General features: G+C 63.2%; 16 protein-coding genes. 9 read left to right on the top strand and 7 right to left on the bottom strand.

The features are described 5' to 3' along the window. Positions 1–5 precede the first annotated feature (5 nt). Positions 6–836, bottom strand: coding sequence for a formate dehydrogenase accessory sulfurtransferase FdhD (gene fdhD, locus ACIPZC_RS21730; RefSeq protein ID WP_241805536.1), 831 nt, complete (start codon positions 834–836; stop codon positions 6–8). Between the two features lie 192 nt (positions 837–1028). Here fdhD and lysM point away from each other — a divergent pair, with 192 nt between their 5' ends. Next, positions 1029–1469, top strand: a complete 441-nt coding sequence (gene lysM / locus ACIPZC_RS21725; RefSeq protein WP_400629472.1) for a peptidoglycan-binding protein LysM — start codon at positions 1029–1031, stop codon at positions 1467–1469. Between the two features lie 75 nt (positions 1470–1544). Here lysM and yrfG read toward each other — a convergent pair whose 3' ends face one another. Beyond that, on the bottom strand, positions 1545–2207 hold the full coding sequence (gene yrfG, locus ACIPZC_RS21720) for a GMP/IMP nucleotidase (RefSeq protein WP_012316708.1): 663 nt from the start codon (positions 2205–2207) through the stop codon (positions 1545–1547). A gap of 64 nt (positions 2208–2271) precedes the next feature. On the opposite strand from yrfG, the gene nudE reads away from it, so the two are divergent. Both nudE and cysQ read left to right on the top strand, forming a co-directional pair. Further along, positions 2272–2838: an ADP compounds hydrolase NudE gene (gene nudE / locus ACIPZC_RS21715; protein ID WP_241805538.1), complete on the top strand. Its 567-nt coding sequence runs from the start codon at positions 2272–2274 to the stop codon at positions 2836–2838. Next, positions 2835–3662 (top strand): 3'(2'),5'-bisphosphate nucleotidase CysQ, encoded by an 828-nt coding sequence (cysQ, locus tag ACIPZC_RS21710; RefSeq protein WP_400629470.1) that lies wholly within the window; start codon positions 2835–2837, stop codon positions 3660–3662. Before nudE ends, cysQ begins: the two co-directional genes overlap by 4 nt. Here the strand turns inward: cysQ and ACIPZC_RS21705 are convergent. From ACIPZC_RS21705 to rfbC, 5 genes are read right to left on the bottom strand one after another with little or no spacing between them, the layout of a single operon-like run. Further along, positions 3651–4106 carry a YiiD C-terminal domain-containing protein gene (locus ACIPZC_RS21705; protein ID WP_400629468.1) on the bottom strand — a complete coding sequence of 152 codons (456 nt, stop codon included), beginning with the start codon at positions 4104–4106 and terminating at the stop codon, positions 3651–3653. The genes cysQ and ACIPZC_RS21705 overlap by 12 nt on opposite strands. Further along, the gene (locus ACIPZC_RS21700; RefSeq protein ID WP_400629466.1) at positions 4103–5512 is read right to left on the bottom strand and encodes a sigma-54-dependent transcriptional regulator; all 1410 of its coding nucleotides are present in this window, start codon (positions 5510–5512) and stop codon (positions 4103–4105) included. Before ACIPZC_RS21700 ends, ACIPZC_RS21705 begins: the two co-directional genes overlap by 4 nt. Next, positions 5509–7323 (bottom strand): ATP-binding protein, encoded by a 1815-nt coding sequence (locus ACIPZC_RS21695; protein ID WP_267819435.1) that lies wholly within the window; start codon positions 7321–7323, stop codon positions 5509–5511. The genes ACIPZC_RS21700 and ACIPZC_RS21695 overlap by 4 nt, the downstream gene beginning before the upstream one ends. Positions 7324–7361: 38 nt before the next feature. Beyond that, complete coding sequence (gene rfbD / locus ACIPZC_RS21690; RefSeq protein ID WP_400629463.1) at positions 7362–8222, bottom strand: dTDP-4-dehydrorhamnose reductase; 861 nt, start codon at positions 8220–8222, stop codon at positions 7362–7364. Then, positions 8219–8761 carry a dTDP-4-dehydrorhamnose 3,5-epimerase gene (rfbC, locus tag ACIPZC_RS21685; RefSeq protein ID WP_012316701.1) on the bottom strand — a complete coding sequence of 181 codons (543 nt, stop codon included), beginning with the start codon at positions 8759–8761 and terminating at the stop codon, positions 8219–8221. Before rfbC ends, rfbD begins: the two co-directional genes overlap by 4 nt. Positions 8762–8952: 191 nt before the next feature. On the opposite strand from rfbC, the gene ACIPZC_RS21680 reads away from it, so the two are divergent. From ACIPZC_RS21680 to ACIPZC_RS21655, 6 genes are all read left to right on the top strand, one after another. Further along, complete coding sequence (locus ACIPZC_RS21680; RefSeq protein WP_400629461.1) at positions 8953–11853, top strand: aminotransferase; 2901 nt, start codon at positions 8953–8955, stop codon at positions 11851–11853. A gap of 153 nt (positions 11854–12006) precedes the next feature. Further along, on the top strand, positions 12007–13113 hold the full coding sequence (aguA, locus tag ACIPZC_RS21675) for an agmatine deiminase (RefSeq protein WP_400629459.1): 1107 nt from the start codon (positions 12007–12009) through the stop codon (positions 13111–13113). Between the two features lie 180 nt (positions 13114–13293). Next, a complete protein-coding gene (locus tag ACIPZC_RS21670) occupies positions 13294–13491 on the top strand; it encodes a hypothetical protein (RefSeq protein WP_241805553.1) in 198 nt (65 codons plus the stop codon). Between the two features lie 474 nt (positions 13492–13965). Further along, the gene (locus tag ACIPZC_RS21665) at positions 13966–15255 is read left to right on the top strand and encodes an OprD family porin (RefSeq protein WP_267819426.1); all 1290 of its coding nucleotides are present in this window, start codon (positions 13966–13968) and stop codon (positions 15253–15255) included. A gap of 518 nt (positions 15256–15773) precedes the next feature. After that, on the top strand, positions 15774–15953 hold the full coding sequence (locus ACIPZC_RS21660) for a type II toxin-antitoxin system HicA family toxin (protein WP_267819423.1): 180 nt from the start codon (positions 15774–15776) through the stop codon (positions 15951–15953). A gap of 110 nt (positions 15954–16063) precedes the next feature. Next, on the top strand, positions 16064–16471 hold the full coding sequence (locus tag ACIPZC_RS21655; protein WP_349975976.1) for a type II toxin-antitoxin system HicB family antitoxin: 408 nt from the start codon (positions 16064–16066) through the stop codon (positions 16469–16471). The last annotated feature ends 266 nt before the right edge of the window (positions 16472–16737 follow it).

Here is a 16737-nt window from a genome sequence, read left to right as displayed (position 1 = left end):
GGCTATTACGACTCCGCCGCTGGGCTGTAGACCCGCGGTGCACTGTGTTTGGGCAGGTGAATGAGGTTGAGGTTGTGCTTGCGCGCCCATTGCAGGGCAAGCCCGGTAGGGGCCGAGAGGCTGACCAGGGTCTGGATGCCGGCACGCAGGACTTTCTGGATCAGCTCCAGGCTGCAGCGGCTGGTGACGATGGCCAAGCCACCTGCGGTGGCGATGTCTTGGCGCAGCAGGGCGCCGATCAGCTTGTCCAGCGCGTTGTGGCGGCCAATGTCTTCACGGCCGAGCAGCAACTCGCCTTGGGCGTTCATGAACAATGCCGCATGCACGGCGCCGCAGTGCTGGCCCAGCGGCTGGAAGGCATCGATGCGCTCACGCAGGCCCACCAGCCACTGCGCCGGGGGCAATGGTGCGCCCGGCAGCTCAGCAAGCTCTGGTAGCGCTTGCTCCAGGGCTTCGACGCCACACAGGCCACAACCGCTGGTGCCGGCCAGTTGGCGACGCTGGTTTTTCAGGTTCCAGAATGCGCGGCTGGAAATTTCCAGGTCGGCGTACAACGCCGAGCCACTGCCGGAAAGTTTCAGGTCGTAGATGTCTGCGGTGCCTTCGACAATGCCGCTGCCAACGCTGAAACCGACCGCAAAGTCTTCAAGGTCGGTGGGGCTGACGAGCATCACGGCCTGATTGAGGCCGTTGTAGACGATGGCCAGGGCGACTTCTTCGGCCAGCGGTGTGCTGGCCCGCGCAGCGTCGTCGAGCTGGACGTAATCATAGGTGTTGCTGGCGGCAGGCAAGGCCAGGGGCGTCGAGGCCGCGCAGACCGGTGGCTTGCTGTTCATCGGGGCTGGTTGTTCATCGGCGCTGACTACCGGCGGCTTTTTGATAGCACCAGCCTAGGCCTGTGGGCCGGTCACGTCTAATCGCTAGGGTCTATGCCTTGATAGACCGCGTCGATTGGTCGCAGTGGGGCGGGGGAGGAAATCCTGGCCTAGACTCGTGATTCCGAGGTTAACGTCAACATGGAGAACGCAATGAGCCTTTTCAGTTTCGTGAAAGAAGCCGGCGAGAAGTTGATCGACCTACTGACGCCAGGCAATGCCAATGCCGAGGAGCAGTTGAAGAAACATGTGGAGAACGTCGGCCTGGGCAACCCGAACATCACCGCTACGGTAGACGGTGACAAGATCACCCTCAAGGGCGAGGTTGCCAGCCAGGAGGAGAAGGAGAAGATCATCCTTGCGGCCGGTAACATAAGTGGTGTGGCCAGCGTTGACGATCAGATCACTGTAACGGGGCCGGTCGTTAAGGCTGCGCGGTTCATTACCGTTAAAACGGGTGACACGCTGTCAGCCATTGCCGTGGTCGTTTATGGCAACGCTGGCCAGTACAACAAGATCTTCGAAGCCAACAAGCCAATGCTCAAGCATCCGGACAGGATCTACCCGGGCCAGGTGCTGCGTATTCCGGACTGACAGATCGCTATCGCCCCGGCCAATCGCCGGCAAGCCGGCTCCCACTGGATGGAGCCGGCTTGCCGGCGATTGGCCCTAAAGACCGACCAGCAACTCCCGGTAATCCTCGACTGCCGCAAACTCCTGGGTATCGCGCGGCGCAGCCTGGCTATCGGGCTGGCGCACAGCCAGCAAATGCCCCACGCCAAACCGCCGGGCACTGCGCAGGATGGCCAGGGTGTCGTCGATGAACAGGCTGCGCCCAGGCTCGAACCCGATATCGGCCTGCAACGCGTCCCAGAACTGCGGGCTCTCTTTCGGGTAGCCATAATCATGCGAACTGATCAGCCGCTCGAAATACGGCGCCAGTTCCACCCGCTCCAGCTTCAACGACAGCGAATCACGGTGCGCATTGGTGATCATCACCACGCGCTTGCCGGCCTGGCGGATCGCCGCCAGGAAGGTATCGGCGTCTGGGCGTAGGGCTATCAGGTCGGCGATCTCGCGCTTGAGTTCGCGGATCGGCAAGTTCAGCTCACGGCTCCAGAAGTCCAGGCAGTACCAGTTGAGCGTACCGGCATTGCGCTCGAACAGCGGCTGCAGCTCCATCTCAGCCATTGCCCGGCTTACGCCGTGCACCTGTGCGTAGCGCTGGGGCAGGTGCTCCAGCCAGAAGCGGTTGTCGTAATGCAGATCGAGCAGCGTGCCGTCCATATCCAGCAGGACAGTATCGATGGCAGACCAGGGAAGAACAGGCATGGGAAACTCTCGTTCAGTCGGCAAGCCACGGTATAGTAACCCGTTCACGCCAAGGAGCCGCCCCATGCGCCAGAAACCCACCGTTCTCAGCCGCGAGATCGTCGCCAGCAGCCGCTTGTTCCGCGTCGAGGCCGTGCAGTTACGCTTCAGCAATGGCACCGAGCGTACCTACGAGCGTCTGGTCGGGCGCGGCAATGGCTACGGCGCGGTCATGATCGTGGCCATGCTCGATGCCGAACACGCCGTGTTGGTCGAGGAGTATTGCGGTGGCACGGATGAATACGAAGTGTCCCTGCCCAAAGGCCTGATCGAACCGGGCGAGGATGTGCTGGCCGCGGCTGACCGGGAGCTCAAGGAAGAAGCCGGCTTTGGCGCGCGCCAGCTGGAACATTTGACCGAGCTGTCGCTGTCGCCCGGCTACATGAGCCAGAAGATCCAGGTGGTGCTGGCCACCGACCTTTACGAAGAGCGGCTGGAGGGCGACGAGCCTGAGCCGATGCGGGTCGACAAGGTCAACCTTCGCGAACTCTCAGCGCTGGCCATGCACCCCCAGTTCAGCGAGGGGCGGGCGCTGGCGGCGTTGTACCTGGCGCGCGACCTGCTGATCCAGCGGGGGCTGCTCGAGGTATGAACGACCAGCAACTGATGCATGCAGTGGTGCAACTGGCCGGCCTGGCAGGGCAGGCGATCCTGCCGTTCTGGCGCGCCGACGTCGCGGTGACCAACAAGGCGGATGATTCGCCGGTGACCGCCGCCGACCTGGCCGCACACCGGGTGATCGCCGACGGGCTGCAGGCCCTGGCGCCGCAGATCCCAGTGCTGTCCGAAGAAGACTGCAATATCCCGTTGGCCGAGCGCCAGGGCTGGCAGCGCTGGTGGCTGGTCGACCCTTTGGACGGTACCAAGGAGTTCATCGCAGGCAGCGAAGAGTTCACCGTCAATATCGCGCTGATCGAAAACGGCGAAGTGGTGTTTGGCGTGGTTTCGATGCCGACCAGCGGCCGCTGTTACTTCGGTGGCCAAGGCCTGGGCGCCTGGCGGGCAGAGGCCGGCGGCGAGCCCCAGCCGGTCCAGGTGCGTAACGCGCCGCCTGCCGATGGCCGTTTCACCGTGGTCGCCAGCCGACGCCACTCCAGCCCACAGCAGGAGGCGCTGCTGGCCGGCCTGGGCGCTGCTGTCGGCGAGCTGGAGCTGGCCAATATTGGCAGCTCGCTCAAGTTCTGCCTGCTGGCCGAAGGCAGCGCCGACTGCTACCCGCGACTGGCGCCGACATCGCAGTGGGACACCGCTGCGGCGCAAGGTGTGCTGGAAGGGGCAGGCGGCGAAGTGATTGGCGTGCACGGCCAGCCGTTCTGCTACCCGCCGCGCGAATCCCTGCTCAACCCCTCCTTCCTGGCTTTGCCCGCGGCTGCCAGCTGGCGTCAGGCGCTGATCCAGCTCGCCTCAGCGATGTAACACATACTGCCCGCTGAACCTCACGGCGGGCTCGTCGCTGCCAGCATTGCACACCGTGGTGCCCAGCGTCAGGCGCGCACGGCCGCGGCGCTGATACAGCGTCACGAAGCGCTCCCAGGTTTTTTCGTCCGGTGCGGCGCAGCGTGCCACGGCCGTGCCGGTGACCGGCAGCGGGTAGCTGATCTGCCCTTCCTGAATGACGATATGCCCGTCGTCGATGCCCAGTTCGCGCAGGCGCAGGTGCAGCCAGCCCCAGCCCACCAGAACGGCGGCGCAGTACAGGCTGCCGCCGAACATGGTGCTCTTGTGGTTGACGTTGGCGGCCAGCGGCAGTTGCAGGCGCAGGCTCTGGCCTTGCCAATCGATGACCTGCAGGCCCATTTCACGGGTCAGGGGAATGTCGCTGTGCAGTACGTCCTGCAGGTACTGGCTGTCGCTGTTCATGGGCGGTTGTCCTCTTGGTCGTCGGGCCCGCTGTGGCCACCGTCAAAACTGAGGCCGTGCTTGCGCAGCTTGTCATGCAAGGTTTTACGCGGGATACCGAGGGCCTCGGCCAGGCTGCGCATGGAGCTGTGCGGCTGGCCCAGTTCGGCGGCAATCAACGAACGCTCGAACTGCTCGACCTGTTCGCTGAGGTTGCCCAGCTGATGCGCTGTTGTGGGTGCTGCGGCAGCGGGAGCCTGGTTATCGAGCGCCAGCTCCAGGCCAAGGGCGAAACGCTCGGCGGCGTTTTGCAGTTCGCGCACATTGCCTGGCCAGGCATGGCGCAGCAGCATGGCCCGGTGCGCCGGCTGCAGGGTTTGCGGTGGCAGGCCGTGACGCTGGCTGGCGGTATCGGCGAAGTGCTGGAACAGCACCAGGATGTCATCCCCACGCTCGCGCAGCGGCGGTATGCGCAGCGGCGCCACGTTCAGGCGGTAATAAAGGTCGGCACGGAAACGGCCCTGGTCGGCAGACTGGCGCAGGTCTTCCTTGGTTGCGGCAATGATGCGGATGTCCAGCGGGATCAGTTGGTTGCCGCCCAGGCGCTCGACCACCCGTTCCTGCAGCAGGCGCAGCAACTTCACCTGCACGTCCAGGCTCATGCTTTCGATTTCGTCGAGGAACAGTGTGCCGCCATTGGCGAACTCGAATTTGCCGATGCGGCGCTTCTGCGCGCCGGTGAAAGCACCGGGCTCATGGCCGAACAGCTCGCTTTCGACCACCGACTCGGCCAGGGCGCCGGCATTGATGGCCACGAATGGCCCCTCGCGGCGGCTGGACAAATCGTGCAGGGCGCGGGCGACCACCTCTTTGCCAGCGCCGGTTTCACCGAGGATCAGCACATCGGCGCGGGTGCCGGCCAGGGCACCGATCTGTTCGCGCAGGCGCTGCATGGCGGGCGACTGGCCGACCAGGCGGGTAGAGAGTTGCTGGCGGTCGCTCAAGGCCAGGCGCAGGCTGCGGTTGTCGAGCACCAGCCGGCGCAGGGCCAGGGCGCGGCGCACGCTGTCGAGCAGGGCTTCACTGGCAAACGGTTTTTCAAGGAAGTCGTAGGCGCCGGCACGCATGGCCTGCACTGCCAGGGGCACGTCGCCGTGGCCGGTGATCAGCAACACTGGCAGCTCGTTGTCCCGCCCGTGCAATTGTTCGAGCAATTGCAGGCCATCAATGCCAGGCATGCGGATATCGCTGACGACCACGCCAGGCCAGTCGGGCTCCAGGCGCTCGGCCAGGCCTTGGGCGTCGCCCAGGGCAACCACCTTCAGCCCCGCCAGGTCGAGGGTTTGGCTCAAGGCCTGGCGCAGGTGTGGGTCGTCGTCGACCAGCAGCACCTGGGCCTGGCTGTCGATCTGTATCTCGGGGGTCATGCCGAGGGGTCCTCCGATGGTTGCAGGTTGGCGCCGGGGGCTGCCACGCGCATTTGCAGGGTGAGCAGGGCGCCGCCTTCCGGGTGGTTGGCCAGCAGCAGTTCACCGCCCAGGGCACGCATCAGGCTTTCGCAGATGGCCAGGCCCAGGCCCAAGCCCTGGGTGCGGGTCTTGGTGGTGAAGAACGGCTCCTTGGCGTGCTCAAGGGCCTGCCGGCTGAAGCCCGGGCCATTGTCGCGGATGAATAGGTAGACGTAGTCATCGCGCTTTTCGGCACTGAGCCACAGGCGGCGCGGGTTGGCTTTTTCAGTCAGGGCATCGAGGGCGTTGGCCAGCAGGTTGCCGAGCACCTGGCGCAGGCGGGTTTCCCCGGCCTGCACCCACAGGGTGGCATCGGGCAGGTCACGGATCAGCTCCACGGCCATCGCCCGGCGGCGTTTGGCCAGAAGCGCCAGGGCGTCGTCCAGCGCCGGCTGCAGGGCCACGCTTTCCGGCGCGTGGCGATCACGCCGGGCGAAGGCCCGCAGGTGAGCGATGATCGAGGCCATGCGCCCGGTCAGTTCACCGATCAGCTTGAGGTTGCCACGGGCATCTTCAGTGCGCTGGTGATCGAGCAGGATCTCGGCGTTTTCCGCGTAACTGCGGATGGCTGCCAAGGGCTGGTTGAGTTCGTGGCTGATGCTCGCCGACATGGTGCCGAGCACCGACAGCTTGCCCGCCTGCACCAGCTCGTCCTGGGCGCGTACCAGCTCCTGCTGGGCATTTTCGCGCTCCAGTACCGCGCTTTTCAGGCGGTTGTTGAGGCCTTCGAGGTCGGCGGTGCGCTGAGCCACACGATTTTCCAGCTCCTGACGGCCCCGGGCTTCGAAGTCGATGCGGTCGATATAGTGCCGGCGGCGTTGCATCACCAGCCCGGCCAGCAGCATCAGCACCAGCAGCGCGCCGCCACCGATGGCCATGACGGTTTGCACCGAGCGGTCGACCAGCATGCGCGGTGCGAGGATGCTGACCTGCCAGCCGGTCTCCTTGATGTCACGGGTCTGCGCCAGCCAGGCGTTCGGGTTGAGGTCCAGCGGCTGTGGCGCCTGGGTCGGGTAGGGCTGGATGGCGATGATCGCCTGGCGCTCGGCCTCGGTCAGCTCGCGGGTGGCGCGAAAACGCCAGTCGGGCCGGGAGGTGAGGATCACCACACCGTTGTGGTCGGTCAGCAGCAATTGCTCAGGCGTATTGCCCCAGAGGGTCTCGGTGTGGTCCAGGTCGACCTTGACCACCAACACCCCGACGATGCGTTCACGGTCATGTACTGCCGCGGCAAAAAAGTAGCCGCGCTTGGCCGACGTGGTGCCTTGCCCGAAAAAGCGCCCAAGTTGCCCGGCCATGGCTTCGTTGAAGTACGGGCGGAAGGCGAAATTACGGCCCACGAAGCTGTCGCGCTTGTCCCAGTTGGACGCGGCCAGGGTATTGCCGCTGACGTCCATCAGGTACATCACCTCGGCACCAGTCTGGTGGGCGATGTCTTTGAGCAGGCGGTTGGCGTTGGTCACCGCTTCGAGCTTGAACGGGTCGGCCAGCACGCCACGCAGCGCCGGCAGTTCGCCAAGAATCTGCGGCAGGGTTTCGTAGCGGTGCAGGGTGCCGAGCAGGTTGGCGACGTACAGGTCCAGGGTCTGGCGATTCTGCGACGCCAGTTCGTCCTGGTAATAGCGTTCGGCAAGGTGATGCAGCGGCCACAGCAAAGGGGCCAGGCACAGGGCCAACAGGGCCAGGCTGCGCCAGCGGGGACGGCGTGGGTGCGTGGGTTTTGCAATCATCGCGTAAATGCGCCAGAAGAGTCTGGCGCAATTATGCGCTACTTGAGGCAGTCGATCAGCGCCTGCTGCCAGTGCGGCAGCGTCACGCCCCATTCGTGGGCCAGGCGCGAGCAGTCCAGGCGCGAGTTCGCCGGCCGGCGCGCGGGCGTGGGGTAGTCGCTGGAGGGGATCGGCAGCAGCTCGGCGCAGGGCAGGCCACGGGCCTTGAGCTGCTCGCCGATGGCCTGAGCAAAGCCGAACCATGACGTCTGGCCCTGGGCGGTCAGGTGATAAGTACCCCAGGCTCCGGCCCCGCCGGCCTGCCAGCGTTCGATCAGCAGGCGAGTGCTGTGGGCGATGGTCGTGGCCCAGGTCGGCGCGCCGATCTGGTCGTCGACCACGCGCAGTTGCGGTTTTTCCTGCAGCAGGCGTTGCATGGTCAGCAGGAAGTTGCGCCCATGCAGCGAGTACACCCAGCTGGTACGCAGAATCAGGTGTTCGCCCCCCACGGCAGCGATGGCCTGCTCACCGGCAAGCTTGCTGCGCCCATAGACGCCGAGCGGGTTGGGTACGTCCTGCTCGGTGTAGGGCGTGGCCTTTTCCCCGTCGAACACGTAGTCGGTGGAATAGTGAATCAGTGGTGCGCCAAGGCGCAGCGCTTCTTCGGCAAGCACGCCTGGGGCTTGGCCATTGATCGCGAAGGCGGTGTCTGGCTCGCTTTCGGCCTGATCCACGGCGGTATAGGCGGCGGCATTGATGATCAGCGCGGGGGCAAGCTGGCGCAGCGGTTCGCGCAAGGCTTCGGGCTGGGCCAGGTCCAGCTGGTCGCGGCCCAGCAGGTGCACCTCGCCCAGGCCGGCCAGCTGCGTTTTAAGCGCCTGGGCGACCTGGCCATTGTGGCCACACACGAGCACCCTCATGGGAACAGGTCCGCGTCTGCCAGCAGCGCGCCGGCCTGGTCCTTGGCCGACAGCAGCGGCGCTTCCACGCCCCAGTCGATGGCCAGCTGTGGGTCATCCCAGCGGATGCAGCGCTCGGCGGCGGGGTTGTAGTAGTCGGTGGTCTTGTACAGGAAGTCAGCCGACTCGCTCAACACCAGGAAACCATGGGCGAACCCTGGTGGGATCCAGAATTGGCGGTGGTCTTCGGCACAAAGGCGGGTGGCCACCCAGCGGCCGAATGTCGGTGAGCTGCGGCGGATATCCACGGCCACATCCAGCACTTCGCCCTGAACGACCCGCACCAGTTTCCCCTGGGGGTTGTCGATCTGGTAGTGCAGCCCGCGGAGCACGCCGCGCTGTGAGCGGGAGTGGTTGTCCTGGACGAAATGGGCGTCAAAGCCTGTCAGCCTGGCAAACTCGCGGGCATTGAAGCTTTCGAAGAAAAAGCCGCGGCTGTCACCGAAGAGCTTGGGCTCGATGATCAGTACGTCGGGAATGTCTGTAGCGATTATGTTCATGGCAATTTTCTGACCAGTGTACTCAGGGGTGGACCGTACCGGCCTCGTTCAATGTAGCCGCGTTGGTGCTTTGCAGCCCGGATTGCCATCATGACCGAGCGTGGACGCACGATCATCATTTCATCACTGCCACTTGTGTATCGGCTTCGGCAGTGGCGAGATAAGTGAAACGTAAAAGAGGTTCCATCTTCATGCCCCTCAGCACCCTTATCCAGCGTTCCAGCTTGCCAAGCCCTTCGCTCAGCGAAGCCCAGGCGCATGCCTTGCTCCAGGCGCATTACGACCTGGCCGGCAGCCTGTCCAGGCTGGGCAGCCAGCAAGACCTGAACTTGCGGCTGGATACGGGCCAGGAGCGGTTCGTGCTCAAGGTTTGCCACGGCAATTATGCCCGGATGGAACTGGAGGCGCAGCATGCAGCGCTGGCGTACCTGCGCGCGCAAGGCTTGCCGGTACCTGCCGTACGCCCGGCACGTGACGGCCAGTCGTTGTTGGCATTGGACATCGATGGCCAACCGCTGCGCGCCCGCCTGCTCGATTATATAGAGGGGCACCCGCTGACCCGCCTCAAGCACATGCAGCCGCGGCTGATGGCCGAACTGGGCGCGCTGTGCGCCAGGGTCGACAAAGCCTTGGCCGATTTCGACCACCCCGGCCTGGTGCGCACCCTGCAATGGGACCCGCAGCACGCCCAGGCGCTGATCGAGCATTTGTTGCCAGTGCTGCAGGATGCCGGGCAGCGCGCCCGCGTGGAACAGGCCACGCGCCTGGCCGCCGCAAACCTGGCACCGCTGGCGGACGCCTTGCCGAGCCAGGCCGTGCACCTGGACATCACCGATGACAATGCCGTCTGGGCCCGCGATGAGCAGCGCCAGTGGCAACTGCAGGGCATCATCGATTTCGGTGACCTGGTGCGTACCTGGCGCATCGCCGACCTGTCGGTTACCTGCGCGGCCCTGCTGCACCACGCCGAAGGCGACCCGCTGCGCATCCTGCCGGCCGTGAGCGCCTACCAGGCCCTCAACCCGCTGAGCGAAGCCGAGTTGCGCGCCCTGTGGCCGCTGGTGCTCAACCGCGCGGCCGTGTTGGTACTCAGCAGCGAGCAACAACTGGCCGTGGACCCCGGCAACCAGTACACCCGTGACAACATCGCCCATGAGTGGGAGATCTTCGACACTGCCACCGCCGTGCCTTTTGCCCTGATGGAAGCGGCCATTTTGCAGGCCGCCGGCATCGAGCCGAGCCGACCGGACCTGACCGATTGCGCCCTGTTGCTGCCGGACCTAGCGCTCGAGGCAGTAACCCGCGTCGACCTGGGCGTGCTCAGCCCCCTCTGCGAAGCGGGTAACTGGGAGCAGCCTGGCTTCGATCAGCGTCAACTGACGGCGCAGCCCGCGCCTGCCTGCAGCCTGCATGGCCAGTATCGTCTGTCGCAAACCCACATCGACCGCCCCGATGAACCGGCCACCTGCGCCCTGGGCGTCGAACTGCATGTGCCCAACGGCAGCGAGGTACAGGCACCGCAGGCCGGGACCTGGCAGCGCCATGGCGATGGCCGTGGCTGCTTGCGCACGGCGCAGTGGGCCTTGTGGCTCAGTGGCCTGGAAGATACCCCCGCAGACGGCCAGGCGGTGGCCAAGGGGCAGGCGCTGGGCACCAGCTGTGGTTTTCTCAGTGTGCAGCTGTGCCTGGATGCCAGCATCCAGCCGCCACTGTTCGCTGCACCTTCCCAGGCTGCCGCCTGGCTGGCGCTGTGCCCCTCGCCTGCAGCGTTGCTGGGCTTCGATTGCGATGCCGAGCCGCTGGCCGACCCGCAGGCCTTGCTGGCCCGCCGTGACGCCAGCTTCGCCCGCTCGCAGAAGCACTACTATGCACAGCCACCCCACATCGAGCGCGGCTGGCGCAACTACCTGATCGACATGCAAGGCCGCTCCTACCTCGACATGCTCAACAACGTCGCGGTACTGGGCCATGGCCACCCTCGCATGGTGGCCGAGTCGGCGCGGCAATGGTCGTTGCTCAATACCAACTCACGCTTCCATTACGCGGCCATTGCCGAGTTTTCCGAGCGCCTGCTCAAGCTGGCGCCGGCGGGCTTTGACCGAGTGTTCCTGGTCAACAGTGGTACCGAGGCCAACGACCTGGCCATCCGCCTGGCCTGGGCCTACAGCGGCGGGCGCGACCTGCTCAGCGTGCTGGAGGCCTACCATGGCTGGTCGGTAGCCACCGATGCCATTTCCACCTCCATCGCCGATAACCCGCAAGCCCTGGAAACCCGTCCCGACTGGGTACACCCGGTCGAGGCGCCGAATACCTTCCGTGGCCGCTACCGCGGCGCAGACAGTGCCGGTGACTACCTGCGTGACGTCGATGCCAAGCTCGCCGACCTCGATGCCCGTGGCCGTCAGCTGGCCGGCATGATCTGCGAACCGGTTTATGGCAACGCCGGTGGCATCTCGCTGCCGGCGGGTTACCTGAAAGAGGCCTATGCCAAGGTCCGTGCCCGCGGCGGTGTGTGCATCGCCGATGAAGTGCAGGTGGGCTATGGCCGCCTGGGCGAGTACTTCTGGGGCTTCGAGGAGCAGGGTGTGGTGCCCGACATCATCACCATGGCCAAGGGTATGGGCAACGGCCAGCCACTGGGGGCGGTGATCACCCGGCGCGAGATTGCCGAGGCGCTGGAGGCGCAGGGCTACTTCTTCTCCTCGGCGGGCGGCAGCCCGGTGAGTTGCCGTATCGGCATGGCGGTGCTGGACGTGATGGACGAGGAGGGCTTGTGGCAGAACACCCGCGAAACCGGGCGTTATTTCAAAGCGCGCCTGCAAACGTTGGTCGATAAACATCCGCTTGCTGGTGCCGTCCATGGTTCGGGCTTCTACCTGGGGTTGGAGCTGGTGCGTGATCGCCAGACCCTGGAGCCGGCCACAGAGGAAACCATGGTGCTGTGCGACCGCCTGCGTGACCTTGGGATCTTCATGCAGCCGACCGGCGATTACCTGAACATCCTCAAGATCAAACCGCCGATGTGCACCACGCGGGCCAGCGTGGACTACTTTGTGAACAGTGTGGACCGCATCCTGTCCGAGGAGCTGTAAGCATCAGCGATGCCGCTCACGTCGATTGTTATCGGCTTGGGCGGCATTTTTATTAGCCGTTCGGCTGTTTCAGGCTTTTAATGCCGATATATATCGGTTATAAAATCGCCATCCACATTGACCATCGGCCTAGGGCCTTTGCAGAGGTTACCCATGAAAACCCTCAACTCCACCCCCCGCGCCGACGGTTTCCACATGCCCGCCGAATGGGCGCCGCAAAGCCAGGTATGGATGGTCTGGCCCGAGCGTTCGGACAACTGGCGCCTGGGCGGCAAGCCTGCCCAGGCTGCCCACGTCACCCTGGCCAAGGCCATCGCCCGCTTCGAGCCAGTGACCGTTGCCGTTTCTGCCGGGCAGTATGAAAACGCCCGCCGCCAGCTCGACCTGCCCAACATCCGTGTGGTGGAAATCAGCAATGACGACGCCTGGGTGCGTGATACCGGCCCGACCTTCGTCATCAACGATGCGGGCGAAGTGCGCGGTGTGGATTGGGGCTTCAACGCCTGGGGCGGCTTCGACGGCGGCCTGTACGCGCCATGGAACCGCGATGAGGAGCTGGCAGCCAAGGTGCTGGAAATGGAGCGTTGCCAGCGCTACCAGACCGAAGGCTTCGTGCTGGAGGGCGGCTCGATCCATGTGGACGGCGAGGGCACCCTGATCACGACCGAAGAGTGCCTGCTCAACCGCAATCGCAACCCGCACCTGAACCGTGAGCAGATCGAAGAGATCCTGCGTGAGCACCTGGCGGTGGAGACCATCGTCTGGCTGCCCGATGGCCTGTACAACGACGAAACCGACGGCCACGTCGACAACTTCTGCTGTTACGTCAGCCCAGGCGAAGTGTTACTGGCCTGGACCGATGATTCCAACGACCCCAACTACGCGCGCTGCCATGCCGCCTATGAGGTGCTGAAAAACAGCCGCGATGCCAAAGGCCGCGAGTTTGTGGTGCACAAGATGCCCATTCCCGGGCCGCTGTTCGCTACTGAGGAAGAGTGTGCCGGTGTCGACCACGTGGCCGGTAGCCAGGAGCGAGACCCATCGGTACGCCTGGCCGGGTCTTACGTGAACTTCCTGATCGTCAACGGCGGCATCATCGCGCCAAGCTTCAATGACCCGGCAGATGCCCAGGCCAGAGCCATTCTGGCCAAGGTCTTCCCGGACCACGAGGTGGTGATGATCCCCGGGCGTGAACTGCTGCTGGGGGGTGGCAACATCCACTGCCTGACACAGCAGCAACCGGCGCCGGTCAAGCGCTGACGCAACGCTTCCGAAAAAGCCCGTCGCCTGACGGGTTTTTTTTCGGCCGCGACGTGCGGCATGTCGGTATGGCATATGTTTTGTATTGTTTTCAGAGGGTTAACTCGCAGTACGGTCACTCCGTTCTGTAACAATCAAGACGTAGATTAGCCGCTCACGGGGTAAGGAGTACGTGTAGACATGAACGCAGCAAGTGAGACGGCTTTGCGCCCATTGGCAGTAAACCACCAAGCGCTGAAGACCTTGGCACATTGGTTGAAACACCATGGAAGCAATCGGGTCAGGACGACCGACCCACGACGTTTGCTGGTTGGCCGCTATCCGCAGGGCCTGATCAGCGATGCGGAGCTGGAAGCGCTGCTGGGCGTGTGGCACTGAACAGGGCAGGAGCCCAAACCACCCTCTAGAAACGCCACCGCACTCGCGGTGGCGTTTTCATTTCTGACGGGCCAAGGCCTGCCTGCACTCCAGAAGCTGCACATGAGCGCGCCATTGAAGGCGCCGTGCTGAGCCTTCATTTCAGAATTGCCCTACGCAATAAAGCGACCAATCCCACCAGAGATAAATTGCCCGCCGATAGCGCGATCATGCAAGGAATTGCCCTGCTCGAAAGCCTTATTTTGGTTATATCGTTCTGCATTTCACGAATTTTTGACATTTGTAATCGCACGCGGCTAGGATTCGGCCAACGCCTGCTGGCCATGACCTGGCCATGCTGCTGCACAAGGCCCGCCACACGACCACTGGCGGGCCTTATCAGTTCGGATCCGCATAGCGTCGAACCTACGAAGGGGCGTTGGTTCCTGGCGTCATATTGCAGAGCGTTTTTGATTACGAAACAAGGAAAACAAGATGTTGAAAACCAGGATCAGCCTGGTCGCGTTGGCGATGATCGCCGCGACCCAGGCCCAGGCCAACGAGCAGGCCGAAAGCAAAGGCTTCATCGAAGACAGCCACGCAAACATTCTTCTGCGTAACGCTTACATGGACCGTGACAAGAAACACGGCACCAAGGACCAGAGCGAGTGGGGCCAGGCGTTCATCGGCAACTTCTCCTCCGGCTTCACCCAGGGCACCGTGGGCGTAGGCGTTGACGCCTTCGGCCTGTATGCCGTGCGCCTGGACGGCGGCAAAGGCCGTAACGGCGCTGCCGGCGTCGACTTCTTCAAGGCCAGCGACACTGCGCCGGCAAACTCGCCGCACAACCTGGCGCGTGCCGGTGCCGCGATCAAGTTCCGCGTGTCCAACACTGTACTGAAGTACGGTGACATGATGCCTGCGCTGCCAGTGCTGCAGTACGACGACAGCCGTCTGCTGCCAGAGAGCTACACCGGTACCTTCATCACCTCCAAGGAGATCGAAGGCCTGGAACTGAATGCCGGCCACTTCACCCAAGAGGCGCGCAAGAGTGCCGAGGGTCGTGACAGCGGCCACCTGAAGTCGATTGATGTGTTCGGTGGCAGCTACAAGTTCACCGACAACTTCACGGCCTCTGCCTACACGTCCAACATCGAAGACGTGATGAAGAAGCACTACCTGGGCCTGAACTACGTCTTCCCGATCGCGGCAGACCAGTCCCTGACCCTGGACTTCAATGGCTACAAGTCGGACATCAACAGCAAGTACGTGCAGAAAGCCGACCTGACTGGCGACGACAACACCATCTGGAGCCTGGCGGCCACCTACGCGTTCGGCCCGCACTCGGTGACCCTGGCGCACCAGCGCAGCACAGGCAGCACTGGCTACAACTATGGCTGGTACCAGGACCGCGGTGGCGTGGGTGACGGTGGTTCGACCATCTACCTGGCCAACTCCTACTGGTCTGACTTCAACGCCGAAGACGAGCGTTCCTGGCAGGTTGCCTACGGTCTGGACTTTGGCGCCTACGGCGTTCCGGGGCTGACCTACAAGATCGCTTACGTGCGTGGTGACAACATCAACACCCACGGCTACGGCGAAGGCAAGGAGCGTGAAATCTTCAACCAGCTTCGCTACGTGGTCCAAGACGGCCCGGCCAAAGACCTGTCGGTCAAGCTGCGCGGCTCCTGGCTGCGCACGTCGGAAAGCGTTCGCCAGAACGGTTACTTCGACGACGGCAACGAAGTCCGCGTCTTCGTCGAGTATCCGATCAGCATCTTCTGATACTGACCTGGCTTAGGGCTGCCCTGCAGCCCATTCGCCGGCAAACCGGCCTCCCAGACCCAAGTGGGAGCCGGCTTGCCGGCGATGAGGCCGGCACAGATGCACGGCATTCTGCCCCATGAGCAGGCTCTCCTTCCTTCCCGAGCCGCTTTTCGCTACAGCCACTTCCCCTGTCTCCTGTGCAAAGCTCTCGCCGCGCTCCATCAGCCACATTCGCGCCTATAACTCGCTTTCGCTGATCTCACCCGCTGCACTGATGCGAATGGTCGAGCGCAGTTCAGGCCTATCAAGACGCTGTGCACATATATCACGCCTTCGCGCAAACGCTCGCCCATGTTGTCGCTGGACTTATCGCCTGCCTGACCCTGGCCGCGGGGATGAAATGCAGACCAACCGCCGCCCAGCCGGGCAGCCTTGGAACGGTGCGGCAAACAGCTAAACCACCGGTGGTTATAGTGTTGACAGTCGCAAGGGCGGTGGTTATGGTAACCACCAGTGGCGCAGCGAAAGGAGGTGATGTGAATAGCCGCGAGCTGATAGCGAGGATCGAAGCGGATGGCTGGGTCGAGGTACGGGTGAAAGGGAGTCATCACCACTTCAAACACCCAACGAAACCGGGGTTGGTGACGATCCCACATCCAAAGAAAGATCTGCTGCTGAAAACGATCAACAGTATTTTGAAACAAGCCCAACTGTGAGAAGGAGGGCCTTTCAACCGCTTGATCTCCATTGAGTCCAGCGGTTGAATCTGACCTAGCTGATGTCGATAGCTAGGGGATACATCACAGCGTCCGAGGAGGACAAATCAGTGCTTTATCCAATTGCGATTCTTCCTGGCGATGAGCAACACGCTTGGGGTGTCGAAGTTCCAGATATTCCGGGCTGTTTCTCAGCGGGTGATGATCTCGACGATGCTCTGGCGATGGCCAAAGAAGCGATCGAGGGTCACTTGGAATTACTGGCCGAGGATGGAGCGGTGATTCCTACCGCAAATAAGTTAACCGTCCATTCGGCTAATCCTGAATATGCAGGCTGCACCTGGGCAGTGGTCGATATTGATATAACGAAGTATCTAGGCAAGGCTGAGAAGCTGAATATAACCTTGCCTGGGCATTTGCTTAATCGCATCGACGAGTATGTAAAACATCATCCTGAGCAAAAAAGCCGGTCTGGTTTTTTAGCCTCGGCTGCACTTAGAGTATTGCAAGAAGCCTAGTTGGGTTGTTGATGTTAGCCAGTTTCTGGGAACGAAAGACCTAGAAAGCAGATGTCTGAACAGGATGTTCGCCAGGGTCAAAGGTAGCCTGGGCCTTTAGGAGATCAGGCAACAACTGCAAGGCATGCGTGTTTAGACCGCATGCCTATGCCCGCCCTCGTGGCGGGCTTTGTTGTGCGCCAGGCATGGCGCGTTGCGCGTCAGCGCAACCCGCTTGGCTGTGGTGGCCGAGTGGGTGACTTGGAGGTGAAAGTCCTCTACACACC

It is taken from the genome of Pseudomonas sp. NPDC089743 (assembly GCF_044748785.1).
GTDB lineage: Bacteria > Pseudomonadota > Gammaproteobacteria > Pseudomonadales > Pseudomonadaceae > Aquipseudomonas > Aquipseudomonas putida_X.
The sequence above is the reverse complement of the archived record's forward strand: the minus strand, read 5'-3'. Positions and strand labels throughout refer to the sequence as shown.